This window comes from Mucilaginibacter mallensis (genome assembly GCF_900105165.1).
In the GTDB taxonomy this organism is placed as follows: Bacteria; Bacteroidota; Bacteroidia; order Sphingobacteriales; family Sphingobacteriaceae; genus Mucilaginibacter; species Mucilaginibacter mallensis.
The window spans coordinates 4540364-4553139 of record NZ_LT629740.1; the positions used below are offsets into that span (position 1 = coordinate 4540364).

At 42.8% G+C, this 12776-nt stretch carries 10 protein-coding genes; 2 read left to right on the top strand and 8 right to left on the bottom strand.

Annotated elements, in window-relative coordinates:
* Window positions 1-9 precede the first annotated feature (9 nt).
* On the bottom strand, window positions 10-2382 hold the full coding sequence (locus BLU33_RS18375) for an ABC transporter permease (RefSeq protein ID WP_091376403.1): 2373 nt from the start codon (window positions 2380-2382) through the stop codon (window positions 10-12).
* A 352-nt stretch (window positions 2383-2734) separates the two neighbouring features.
* On the opposite strand from BLU33_RS18375, the gene BLU33_RS18380 reads away from it, so the two are divergent.
* The gene (locus BLU33_RS18380) at window positions 2735-3349 is read left to right on the top strand and encodes a class I SAM-dependent methyltransferase (RefSeq protein WP_091376406.1); all 615 of its coding nucleotides are present in this window, start codon (window positions 2735-2737) and stop codon (window positions 3347-3349) included.
* Between the two features lie 324 nt (window positions 3350-3673).
* Here the strand turns inward: BLU33_RS18380 and rpsJ are convergent, their stop codons facing one another.
* From rpsJ to BLU33_RS18410, 6 genes are all read right to left on the bottom strand, one after another.
* Window positions 3674-3979 (bottom strand): 30S ribosomal protein S10, encoded by a 306-nt coding sequence (rpsJ, locus tag BLU33_RS18385; protein ID WP_022830652.1) that lies wholly within the window; start codon window positions 3977-3979, stop codon window positions 3674-3676.
* Window positions 3980-4126: 147 nt separating this feature from the next.
* The gene (gene fusA, locus BLU33_RS18390; protein ID WP_091376410.1) at window positions 4127-6238 is read right to left on the bottom strand and encodes an elongation factor G; all 2112 of its coding nucleotides are present in this window, start codon (window positions 6236-6238) and stop codon (window positions 4127-4129) included.
* 109 nt (window positions 6239-6347) lie between these two features.
* Complete coding sequence (rpsG, locus tag BLU33_RS18395) at window positions 6348-6815, bottom strand: 30S ribosomal protein S7 (protein WP_091376413.1); 468 nt, start codon at window positions 6813-6815, stop codon at window positions 6348-6350.
* Window positions 6816-6834: 19 nt separating this feature from the next.
* Window positions 6835-7248, bottom strand: coding sequence for a 30S ribosomal protein S12 (rpsL, locus tag BLU33_RS18400; protein ID WP_073405808.1), 414 nt, complete (start codon window positions 7246-7248; stop codon window positions 6835-6837).
* 271 nt (window positions 7249-7519) lie between these two features.
* Window positions 7520-8212: an integrase core domain-containing protein gene (locus BLU33_RS18405; RefSeq protein ID WP_091376415.1), complete on the bottom strand. Its 693-nt coding sequence runs from the start codon at window positions 8210-8212 to the stop codon at window positions 7520-7522.
* Complete coding sequence (locus BLU33_RS18410; RefSeq protein WP_091376418.1) at window positions 8209-8496, bottom strand: hypothetical protein; 288 nt, start codon at window positions 8494-8496, stop codon at window positions 8209-8211. Before BLU33_RS18410 ends, BLU33_RS18405 begins: the two co-directional genes overlap by 4 nt.
* Before the next feature lie 1213 nt (window positions 8497-9709).
* On the opposite strand from BLU33_RS18410, the gene BLU33_RS18425 reads away from it, so the two are divergent.
* Entirely contained in the window at window positions 9710-11467 is a 1758-nt protein-coding gene (locus BLU33_RS18425) for a DUF885 domain-containing protein (protein ID WP_091376426.1), read from the top strand.
* A 175-nt stretch (window positions 11468-11642) separates the two neighbouring features.
* Here BLU33_RS18425 and BLU33_RS18430 read toward each other — a convergent pair whose 3' ends face one another.
* On the bottom strand, window positions 11643-12662 hold the full coding sequence (locus BLU33_RS18430) for an aldo/keto reductase (RefSeq protein WP_091376430.1): 1020 nt from the start codon (window positions 12660-12662) through the stop codon (window positions 11643-11645).
* Window positions 12663-12776: the final 114 nt, after the last annotated feature.

Consider the following 12776-nt stretch of genomic DNA (forward strand, 5'->3'; position numbering starts at 1 on the left):
CCAACATATCTATTCGCTTCTCAAACTTTTTACCGGATTGGCAACCGCGGCCTTTATGGCTTGCGCGCTTACAGTCATCAGCGTGATGAGCATAGCACCTGCGCATGATACGATAAATACCCACCATGAGATTTCAGTACGATAGTGATATGCTTTTAACCAGTTGTTGAGGTAATACCAGGCCAGTGGTGTTGCTATCAGGCATGATATCATCACCAAAAGAATAAACTCTTTTGATAGCATCCCCCACAAGTTAGCCACCGAAGCTCCTAATACCTTACGAACACCTATTTCCTTGGTACGCTGTTCGGCCACAAATGATGCCAGACCAAATAAACCAAGCGACGAAATAAATATCGCGAGTACGGCAAAGAATGATGCCAGTTTACCTATACGTTCTTCATCCGAGAATTTTTGGGCATACTCATCATCGGTAAATTTATAAGTGAACGGACTACCGGGGTTATAGCGCTTAAACACCCCGCCTATTTTATCGAGCGCGGCTGAAACTGCTACGGTTGGCTTTATTTTTATGGTGATAACGTTGGCCCATCCATAATTCATCATAAATACTGTCGGATCAACCGGTACATAAGGCGAATCCATGATCATATCTGATACAACGCCTACAACCGTATAAGCCTTACCATTAAGCTTTACCGTTTGCCCAACCGGATTTTTAAAACCGATAAGCTTTAGCGCCTTTTCGTTAATCAGCATAGCATTGGTATCAGTAGCAAATGCTTTCGAAAAATCGCGGCCCTGGATTACATGCCAGCCAATGGTTTTACCAAAATCATGGGTAACGGCAATAGTCCCTAAAACAGGAGTAACTGACGGATCTTTACCTGTCCAGTCGAAACCTATCTGGTTTGACCATACGCCCGTGGTAGGGCTTGACGATTCTGCCATATTCTCAACAGCGCCGGTACGGATCAGGTCATTCCTGATGGCATCGTAATGGCCAACCAGGTCGGGAGTGTTCATCATTACGGTTATCAGGCCCTCACGCGTGTAACCGACGGGCCTGTTCTTCGCAAATTGGATCTGCTTAAATACTATTACTGTGCCTATAATAAGCGTAACCGATATGGTAAACTGCAAAACCACCAATATCTTACGTGGCAATGCCGAAAAACGGCCGCTGCGGAATGTGCCCTTAAGCACTGCAACCGCATTAAAGCCCGACAAATAAAAGGCAGGGTAACTGCCAGACACTACACCTGTAAATGTTACAAATACTATCGCAGTCAGCCAAAACCACGGGTTTGCAAAAGGTACCTCCATTTGTTTATCGGCCATGATGTTAAAATATGGCAAAAACAATAGTACAAGCACAAGAGCAAGTACAAAAGCTATTACAGCCATTATAACAGATTCGCTTAAAAATTGTACTACCAATTGTTTGCGTACCGAACCAATGGCTTTGCGTATACCAACCTCTTTGGCACGTTTTTCAGAACGTGCAGTACTTAAATTCATAAAGTTGATGCAGGCCAGCAGCAACACAAACGCGCCGATGATACCAAACAGCCATACATAGGTAATGCGGCCACCTTTTATTTTTCCATTTTCAAATTCGCTGTAAAGGCGCCATTTATCCATAGAATGCAACATGATGCGTTCGTGGCCCTCTTTAAAATGGTTTGCGGCTATCAGCTCTATTTTAGCCGAAACAGCATCCATATTAACATTGGGGTTCATTTGCACAAATAACTGAAAACTGTGATTCCCCCATTGCTGCTGCGCATCCTGCAGCCATTTTTCGGTAGTTATATATTTTGCCCAGGACATCAGGATATGTGTATCATTGAACGCTGAATTATGCGGGATATCCTCATAAACACCTGCCACCTTCATATCATATTTACTGTTAACGCGGATGGTTTTATTCATAGGGTCGGCATCGCCAAAAAGCGCCTTCGCGGTCGACTGGCTTATTAAAGCCGAAAGCTGATCATTCAAGGCGTTGATATTACCCTCAATCATACGCAGGCTCATCATTGATGGAAACACAGGTTGCACCCACATTCCATCATTGGATATCTTTTTGTCGCCATTAGCTAATATATAACCAACATTCCACGAGGCTAGCGACATACCCTTAAAATTCGACCCGTATTTATTATGCAGTTCGGCTGCAAGCGGCATGGCTATGGCGTCCTGCGTGCTTACCTGCCCGTTAAAGTCCAAGGTAGCCCTAACCTGTGCTATATCGCTGTGGTTGGTATGGTAATGGTTAAAGGTAAGCTCATCCATGAGCCATAGGCCAATCAACATGGCTACCGCCATACCAAAAGCCAAACCAAGAATATTTATCGACGCATAAACCCTGTTCTTCAGTAGGTTACGCCATGCAATTTTGACAAAGTTCTTAAACATAATATGATGATCTATAGTTCATGCATCATCACCCCAAGACAATGCCATAATTATAAATAATTGACAAACAGATAATTAATACAATAAAACACAACCTAACCGTTCGTTTTTGATACACGTAGTGTTCGTTTGCGGGATGATAAACTTCTTAAAGCTTTAAGTATGTTAAATTAATAGGAGCAAGCTTATCCGCCCGATATAAACTTACGAAGTTTTAAAACGGCGAAGCCCTCAACGAGGCCATTAAAAATAGACAATTCGAGTTGAACTTCGTAAGTTTCATTATTCGTTAGAATTATCTGAATTTTGAAACCTTACTCTGTAAATTCACCCCAACAAGCATCCACTCCTCATGCAAAACAACCTGCAACAGCTTTACGGCAATATTGATATTTATCTGTTCGATCAGTTACTGAAAGGCCGATTTGATAATTGCCATAAAATTATCGATATAGGCTGCGGAGGCGGACGAAACCTGCACTACTTTTTGCAGAATGGATTTGAAGTGCATGGCATTGATCCGGATACAAGAGCTGTAGAACATGTAAAGCAATTATCAGCTAAACTGACATCTAACAATCCGGAATCAAACTTTGTAGTAGCTATTGCCGAACATCTCCCCTATGCCGATGATTTCTTCGACCTGGCTATTTGCAGTGCGATATTACATTTCGCCCGGGATCATGCGCATTTTGATGCGATGCTGCGATCTGTTTGGCGGGTGCTGAAACCGGGAGGGTATCTGTTTGCCCGACTAGCATCAGATATTGGTATTGAGGATTTAGTTACACCAATTCGCGATGGTGTTTATCTATTGCCCGATGGCTCAACCCGTTATTTGGTAAACCAGAAAACACTATTGCGTTATACAACTGAACTCGGCGCTGAGTTATTTGAGCCGATAAAAACTACCAATGTGCAGAATTTAAGGTGTATGACAACTTGGTGTTTGAGGAAGAAACAATAACTATTCGCGTTAGTGATAGTAGCGGATACCGGCTTTGTGGCTAAGGCCTGTGCAGTATGAGCGGATAGCACGGGCCGGAGGCAACGCCCTAAATATCAATAAACACAAGTCATCCTGGCTAATCCCGAATCACAAGACTTACGCTAAACGTTATTCCAAAAGCGGTGGTTGTCATGCTGAGCGCTAGTCGAAGCATGGCGTAAAGGCCTTTGCCCACATGCTTCGACTAGCGCTCAGCATGACAGCCTTACCATCTCGTATTAACCAACAAAAAAAGCCATCCGTAAAACGAATGGCTTTTTAATATCTGATCTTCCGGTACTATCACACCTTGATCTCAACTTCAACACCGCTTGGCAATTCAAGCTTCATTAAAGCGTCTACAGTTTTTGAGTTTGAACTGTAGATATCCAATAATCTCTTGTAAGAGCATAATTGGAATTGCTCACGTGCTTTTTTGTTTACGTGTGGTGAACGTAATACTGTAAAGATTTTCTTTTCAGTTGGTAAGGGAAGTGGTCCGCTTACAACAGCACCCGTAGGTTTTACTGTTTTTACGATCTTCTCAGCTGATTTATCAACCAAGTTGTAATCGTAAGATTTTAATTTGATTCTGATCCTTTGGCTCATGTTATTTGTTTTTGTAACCAACCCTAAGAGCTATTTATTAGGGCGGTTGGTTAATTTATGTGCAGATGTGCGGATATGCAAATGTGCGGATGCTTTTGATTTCTCATTTGCATATCTGCACATCTGCATATTTACACATCAATTTATTTACGCGTTAGCAGCGGCTTTTTTGCCTTTTACTTTTGCAATTACTTCTTCCTGTACGTTACGTGGCGCTTCAGCATAGTGATCAAACTCCATGGTTGAAGTAGCACGGCCTGAAGTGATGGTACGTAACTGGGTTACATAACCGAACATTTCTGACAATGGTACAGTTGCTTTAATTACCTGTGCACCTGCACGTGAATCCATACCTAACAGTTGGCCACGACGACGATTCATGTCACCGATAACATCACCCATGTTTTCTTCAGGGGTAAGGATCTCAATTTTCATGATCGGCTCAAGCAATACTGGTTTACATTTTGGCAATGCCTCACGGTAAGCCATTTTAGCAGCTAACTCGAATGATAAAGCATCCGAATCGACAGCGTGGAATGAACCATCTATCAAACGAACTTTTAAGCTTGTTAAAGGGAAACCCGCTAACACACCATTTACCATTGAAGCAGCAAAGCCTTTTTCAACAGATGGGATAAACTCACGAGGGATTGAACCACCGCTAATTTCGTTAACAAATTGTAATCCTTCTTTACCTTCGTCGTTTGGTGAAAGTATTACCTGTATATCAGCAAATTTACCACGACCACCGGTTTGTTTCTTATATGTTTCGCGGTGTTGTATTGTACCTGTGATAGATTCTTTGTAAGCAACTTGCGGAGCACCCTGGTTAACCTCTACTTTAAACTCACGTTTCAAGCGGTCCATGATGATATCTAAGTGAAGCTCGCCCATACCTGAAATTACAGTCTGGCCGGTTTCTTCATCAGAGTTAACACGGAAGGTTGGATCCTCTTCAGCTAATTTACCTAAAGCCATACCTAATCTGTCAACGTCAGCCTGAGTTTTAGGCTCAATAGCCAAACCGATAACCGGCTCAGGGAAGTTCATTGACTCAAGGATGATCTGGTGTTTCTCATCACAAAGGGTATCACCTGTTTTGATATCCTTAAAGCCTACTACCGCTGCAATATCACCTGCACCTACGTTAGGTATAGGGTTTTGCTTGTTAGCATGCATCTGGAATATACGTGAGATGCGCTCTTTGTTGTCAGAACGCATGTTGTGTACATATGAACCAGCTTCCAAATTACCTGAGTATACGCGAATAAAACACAAACGGCCTACGAAAGGATCGGTTGCAATTTTAAACGCCAATGCTGCAAATGGTTCTTTTTCAGATGGCTTGCGTAATATTTCTTCGCCTGTGTTTGGATCAGTACCGATGATACCTTCAACATCCATAGGTGAAGGCAATAATTCCATCACATAATCAAGCATGGTTTGTACACCTTTGTTTTTGAAAGATGAACCGCAAACCATAGGAACGATCTTAGCATCTAAAACTGCTTTACGTAAAGCGTCAAGCACTTCGCGTTCAGTAATAGTTTCAGGAGCGTCAAAGAATTTCTCCATCAGGCTCTCATCATAATCAGCTACTGATTCAAGTAATTTCTCTCTCCACTCAGTTGCTTCTTCGATCATATCCTCAGGGATAGGCACTTCAGTAAAGGTCATACCTTTATCATGCTCATTCCAAACAATACCTTTCCAGTTAATTAAATCAACAACACCTTTAAAATGCTCTTCAGCACCAATTGGTAATTGCAATGGCACTGCGTTGCTGCCTAACATACTTTTTACTTGTTTTACAACATTTAAAAAGTCGGCACCAGAGCGGTCCATTTTATTAACGAAACCTATACGGGCAACGTTATAGTTGTTGGCAAGTCTCCAGTTGGTTTCAGATTGTGGCTCAACACCATCAACTGCTGAAAACAAGAATACTAAACCATCTAATACACGCAGTGAGCGGTTCACTTCAACAGTGAAATCCACGTGTCCTGGTGTATCAATAATGTTAATGTGGTAGTTGTTGCCACGGTATTTCCAGCCTACAGTTGTAGCAGCAGAGGTAATGGTAATACCACGCTCTTGCTCCTGCGCCATCCAGTCCATCGTAGCTGCACCTTCGTGTACCTCACCTATTTTGTGGCTAACGCCAGAATAGTAAAGGATACGCTCTGTTGTAGTAGTTTTACCAGCATCAATGTGAGCGGCAATACCTATATTTCTTGTATATTTTAGATCTCTTGACATCTTTGTTTTTTTTGGATTTCACTAACTCATTTTATAACTACACCGATTATAACGTGTAAACATATATAATCGGTGTAATCGTATTATTAAATCGGTGTAATCTAATTTATTAGAAACGGAAATGTGAGAACGCTTTGTTAGCCTCAGCCATTTTGTGCGTATCTTCTTTCTTCTTCACTGCTGCACCTTCACCTTTAGCTGCTGATATGATCTCGCCTGCTAATTTCTCCATCATGGTTTTTTCACCACGACGACGTGCATAGCTGATCAACCATTTCATACCTAAAGCGATTTTACGCTCCGGACGAACTTCGGTTGGCACCTGGAAGTTTGCACCACCTACACGGCGGCTTTTAACTTCAACAGCTGGCATAACATTATTTAAAGCTTTTTTCCAGGTATCTAACCCGTTTTCGCTTGTTTTTTTCTCAACTATTTCAACTGCGTTGTAAAATATAGCGTATGCGGTAGATTTTTTACCATCATACATCATATTATTTACAAACCTTGTTACCAAAGTATCATTGAACTTTGGATCAGGAAGGATAATTCTCTTTTTTGGTTTTGACTTTCTCATTGCTATCTATCCTCCTTAATTATTTCTTTTTACCTTTAGTTGGAGCCGCTGCTACTTGACCTGGTTTAGGGCGTTTAGTACCGTATTTTGAACGGCGCTGATTACGACCGGCAACACCTGAAGTATCTAACGCGCCACGGATGATGTGGTAACGTACACCTGGTAAGTCTTTAACACGACCACCGCGGATCAATACAATTGAGTGTTCCTGCAAGTTGTGACCTTCACCAGGAATATAAGCGTTAACTTCTTTTCCGTTGGTTAAGCGCACACGTGCAACTTTACGCATTGCTGAGTTTGGTTTTTTAGGGGTAGTGGTATACACGCGTGTGCATACGCCTCTTCGCTGTGGACAGCTGTCCAACGCTGGTGACTTACTCTTGTCAACCAGAGCTACTCTACCTTTTCTAACTAATTGCTGAATAGTAGGCATTTTTCCTTTTTTGTAATTACAGTTTTATCCTTATTTTAAGGACTGCAAAGGTAGGCACAATTTTTCTAATTTTCAACAGGGTTGATGATTTTTCTTTATTGATAGTTAATTGGTTAGGTGATAGTTGGGTAATATCGTACCTTATTTACCGCGTCATTGCGAGGAACAGCTTGTCCCGAACTTGTTTCGGGAAAGCAATCCCACCACTATACAAGTCTATTCTAATTGTCATTGCTGTAAGGGTTTAGTAATTCGGTAACAGAATTAGGTATTATTTTTTGTTGTTTAGGGAGGCCATATCGATAGGTTTTTTGCCGTTGATGCCTTGATGTGGACGTTCCCAGTTGTAGTAGACGAGATACTTTAAGAGTTCGTCTTCCAATTCTTCTAGACTGTCAAAGTCTGTATCTTCAATCAGGTCTTCTTTAAGCGTTCGCCAGAAGCGTTCCACCTTGCCGTTGGTTTGTGGCCGGTAAGGCTGCATATAACGGCGCTTAATGCCTGTTTCCATCAGCATTCTTTCGAAGGGATGGTTGCGTTTTTGCAAACTGGTGGAAGTACCGAACTCCGGGCCATTATCAGCAATGACCTCCTCGAACTGGATACCGAACTCCCGCTTAAGTGCCTGCATGCAATGCAGGGCAGTAAACATAGTGGTAAGCGCGGTGATGTCCGGCATCACCTGTGCCCAGGCCAGGCGGGAATAATCGTCCAATACGCAAATCAGGTAAAGCTTCCTGCTTTGTCCCCTGATCACGCTTTTACTCAGGTGATGACAGTCAATATGTCCTAACTGGCCCATACGTTCTTTGATGATCTTTCGCTTTACTTCTTTATCTGCGACGGTTAAACGGTTCTTATTGTGCCGCTTCAGGATGTTGTATACGCCTGAAGGCGATGGCGTAAAGTTATTAGCTTTTTGCTTAAACTGGTCGGCTATCTCGAACTTATTGCAGCCCCTCAACCGAAGGTCAAGTACTTGCTGCTCATCTTCAGGAGCGGGCGTCGTGTACTGTACTTTGGCCCTCGTTTGGCAGGCAGCAGATCCTGTTCATTACCTGATTGTTTAAAACGGTTATAATACAGTAAAAAACTCCTTGGATCGGTATCATGGGCCGCATAAAACTCTTTGGCAAACCTGTAGTTCAGATGTTCACCCCGTTTAACCTGCTCATATTCGCTGATCAGAAAACGGTACTTATTCAGATAATTCCGTTTTAATGTGAGGTCATTATTAATGTTGCGCATAACTTTCTTAGCTTATTTGTTTAAAGCTAATTCTGTTACCGAATTATCTGACCTTTACAATTGCGAGGAGGAACGACGTGGCAACCTCGTAGCTATCTATACAGAGCGGTTCGCATATTTGATGGTATCGCTCATAGCCGCTAAGGCCTATTTCTTTTGTCTTGATACAAAAGAAACAAAAAATCAAGACAAAAAGATCCTTCCACCCACAGGCAAAACACCCAGGCCCGCGCTTTTTGTCGGGCCTTTGCACGCGTTTGATTACGTATTAGATCTTTTAAAGTCCTCTCCTTTGGAGATGATTTAGGTGAGGCTTTTTGTCCCAAGCTGTTCTACTGACGGGCAAAGAAAGAAGCCATATTATCCTGATTCTTGACTCTTAATTCTTGATTCTTTCCCTAATTTTCCACAAAAAAGAGCCCCGATCATATCGGAGCTCTTACACACGCACTCACCCTCACTTATCACACACACTCATACAAAACTTCACTGACAATTATCTTTTAATACCCATGGTAGTAATGGTGATGCGGATGGCCATAACCATACCCTACATAGCAACCTGAGGTTACTGAAACAAATGCGGCTATTATTAATGCGTATCCAAAAAATCTCTTTTTCATAATCGTAAATTTTAAATGTCAACATCCTGAATAACGGGTGTTTAGTTATTGGATACATTATAAATGAAAAGGATTAACCGGGCTCTAAATATTTGTTTTATACTATTGATTTTTTGATATCGAGGGCGAAGTGTCATCCTGAGCGTTAGTCGAAGGGTGAGCGCAGAGGCCTTTGCCCACATACTTCGACTATCGCTCAGTATGACACCCTTTTTAATCTTCCGAATGCCGGGAACAAAAAAGCCTTTATTGTTCTGGCAATAAAGGCTTTCGTATTTATTACGGTCCGGCCGGTCGTGGTGGCGCGGGTGGCGGTGCAATATGCCTTGGGGCACAACTTGTACATAACATGCCCAGCATGGCTGTAAGCAATATTATGCTTGTGAGTTTTCTTTTCATAGCGTAGTGTTTTATTGTATAATAGCAGACAACTAAGATTTGTTTTTAAATCATTGGTAAACAAAGGCTTAATCGACATATAACTAATCTTAAATTAGCAATAACACTATACATATTATCCACTATTACTGCAGCCTTGCCTGCAACGCAATAAACACTTATATTCGATTTTCTCAAAAATCAACCTCATTATGAAAAAGTTATTATTGCTATTTATTCCGCTGGCTGTGCTGATTAGCTGCAAACAGAAATCTGCTGCCGGTGGCGACAAACTTTCGGGCGATGCCGCTTTTCAAAAGTTTAGTGATGATTACCTGGCGGGATACTTCGCCTGGCGACCAGGATCGGCGGTTACGCTTGGTTTGCATGATTACGATGGCAAGTTTGTCCCATTAAATAAAGCATCAATAGCTACGGAACTAGCAAGGTTAAAGGACTTTGATGAGAAAATGAATACCGCGGATACCGCCTCATTAAGCCCAAAAATGTTTTATGATTTCCGCATCCTCCATTCAGCTATAAAACAGGAGATCTTCAGTTTTGAGGATATGGCCGAGTTTACCAAAAACCCCATGACGTATGCGGGGGCATTTGATGTAAGCGTATATGTAAAGCGAAACTTTGCACCATTAACTGACAGGCTAAAATCCATTATTGCCATTGAAAAATATGCGCCTCAGTTTTATGCTGATGCAAAAGCTAACCTTAACGACACCCTCCCAAAACCCTACGTTGAAACAGCTATACAAATAGCGCAGGGTTCAGCTTCATTTTTAAATGGCGACCTGAAGATCGCCCTAAAAGATGTTAAGGACGATACATTAATGGCTGATTTTAACAAGGTGAACAAAGCCGCCATCGATGCCATAAACGGCTATGCCACCTGGTTGCAGAAAGAAAAGCTACCAAAGGCAAACAACAATTACGCTATCGGCAAGGCCAGCTACCGCAAAATGCTGCTTTACAATGAGGGCATCACCATGGATCCGGATAGTATACTGGCTATGGGCTTAAGGGAATTGAAAAAAGAACAGATCGCTTTTAATGCCGCGGCCAAAACCATCAACCCCAACAAAAAACCGGTTGATGTTTATCACGACCTGCAAAAAGAACACCCTACCGCCGAAAACCTGATACCTGATGCTAAAAAGAACCTGGAAAAGATCAGGCAATTTTTGATCGACAAGAACATTGTGACCATGCCGTCGGAAGTACGCGTACAGGTTAAGGAAACGCCGCAATTCGCCCGTGCTACCAGCACTGCCTCAATGGATGTTGCAGGTCCGTTTGAGACTAAGGCCAGCGAATCTTATTACTACATTACGCCTGTCGACCCTACATGGACAGCCAAACAAAAAGAGGACTGGCTATCACAATTTGATTATTATACCACCGATAATATCACCATTCACGAAGCTTATCCAGGCCATTACACTCAATTTCTACATTTGAACGCTTCATCGGCCACTAAAATTGAAAAGATATTTGGCAGCTACGCCTATATTGAGGGTTGGGCACATTACTGCGAAAAAATGATGGCTGATGAAGGTTACGGTCATAATGGCGATACCATTACTGCCGCAAAATACCGTTTGGCTCAATCGGGCGATGCCTTACTAAGGTTTTGCCGTTTATGCGTATCCATCCAAACCCATTGCCATAACATGAGTGTGGATGATGCCACCAAATTTTTAATGAATAACTGGTACCAGGGCGATAAGCCATCGCGCCAGGAAGCATTACGCGGCACGTTTGATCCGGGCTATTTGTTTTATAGTATCGGTAAAATGGAGATACTTAAATTACGAGCAGACTACCAGAAACAGGAAGGCGCTAACTATTCCCTCAAAAAATTCCACGATGAAGTACTGGATCATGGCATGCCGCAAATACGTTTGCTACGCGAAGTGATGTTGAAGGATTCAAGTACGTGGAAGGATGTGCTTTAGTCAGGCGATGCAATCGCCTGACTAAAGCACTCGTTATAAACGAGCATAATAAAATGCGCCCTTGGCTGTCATGCTGAGCGCTAGTCGAAGCATGTGGGCAAAGGCCTTTACGCTCATACTTCGACTAGCGCTCAGCATGACACCCTACATTACACTGCTATTGCTTCAAGTAAACCTATCTTTTCTCCACCCTATCATAAAACCCGCCGAAACTATTATTCCTTACCGCTTCTTCCTTAAAGAAATCGCCGGGGAATCCTAGCTGAATAGCGCTGGCTTCATCTAATCTTTTAAGCTGATCATCACTCAGGGTAACATCAATAGTTTTAAGGTTATCTATAAATTGATCAACTTTAGTAGCGCCTATAATCGGAATACAGGAAAAACCCTGCTGCCTTGTCCATTGCAACGCCACATTTCCGGGCGACACACCCAATTCTTCAGCGATATCCACTACAACTTTGGTAATGCTTTCGCTGCGCTCGTTCAGGCGATTGCTTTCGGGTTTTATGCGACCTTTTTCGCCGCGCAAATATTTACCTGTTAATGCACCGCCGGCCAGTGGCGCCCACGGCGTAACTGTTATGCCGAAGTGTTTAGCCATAGGGATCAGTTCCCGCTCAGGTGTACGGGCCAGCAGACTGTATTCAATTTGCAGGGCCACAAACTGGCTCCATCCCATCAATTCGGCAAGGGTATTACCTTTGGCTACTACCCACGCAGGGGTATCGCTAATAGCGGCGTAATTTATTTTACCCTGGCGTATCAGGTCGTCCATAGCGCGCAGCACTTCATCAACCGGGGTTATATCATCCCAAATGTGCAGGTATAATATATCCAGGAAATCAGTTTTGAGGCGTTTAAGGCTTCGTTCAACACTCCGCATCATGTTTTTGCGGTTATTGCCCGATGCGTTTGGGTTTGTGGTATTATCCTTTAACGTATATTTTGTAGCCAGCACAAAATAGTCACGGTCCTGATTACTGAGGTAATCGCCTATTATCTTTTCACTGGTGCCCAATTTGTACATATTGGCAGTATCCAGAAAGTTGCCGCCGGCATTGGCGTAGGCATCCATAATATCAAAGCTGGTAGCAGCATCGGCACCCCAGCCTGCTTCGGTACCAAAACCCATTGTGCCCAGGCACAGTTCAGAAACTTTAAGGCCCGAACGGCCCAGTAATTTGTATTTCATAGTGGCGATGTGTTGCGTTTATAAACCATTATAAGCAACGGGTCAAGCTGAGGCACTCGAAGCATGTGGGCAAAGGCCTTTACGCCCATGCTTCGAGTGCCTCAGCATGACACC

Bases quoted from the DNA above. Each gene is read 5' to 3' on its own strand.
- BLU33_RS18375 (WP_091376403.1), bottom strand. From the start codon at position 2,382: ATGTTTAAGAACTTTGTCAAAATTGCATGGCGTAACCTACTGAAGAAC.
- BLU33_RS18380 (WP_091376406.1), top strand. From the start codon at position 2,735: ATGCAAAACAACCTGCAACAGCTTTACGGCAATATTGATATTTATCTG.
- rpsJ (WP_022830652.1), bottom strand. From the start codon at position 3,979: ATGAGCCAAAGGATCAGAATCAAATTAAAATCTTACGATTACAACTTG.
- fusA (WP_091376410.1), bottom strand. From the start codon at position 6,238: ATGTCAAGAGATCTAAAATATACAAGAAATATAGGTATTGCCGCTCAC.
- rpsG (WP_091376413.1), bottom strand. From the start codon at position 6,815: ATGAGAAAGTCAAAACCAAAAAAGAGAATTATCCTTCCTGATCCAAAG.
- rpsL (WP_073405808.1), bottom strand. From the start codon at position 7,248: ATGCCTACTATTCAGCAATTAGTTAGAAAAGGTAGAGTAGCTCTGGTT.
- BLU33_RS18410 (WP_091376418.1), bottom strand. From the start codon at position 8,496: ATGCGCAACATTAATAATGACCTCACATTAAAACGGAATTATCTGAAT.
- BLU33_RS18425 (WP_091376426.1), top strand. From the start codon at position 9,710: ATGAAAAAGTTATTATTGCTATTTATTCCGCTGGCTGTGCTGATTAGC.
- BLU33_RS18430 (WP_091376430.1), bottom strand. From the start codon at position 12,662: ATGAAATACAAATTACTGGGCCGTTCGGGCCTTAAAGTTTCTGAACTG.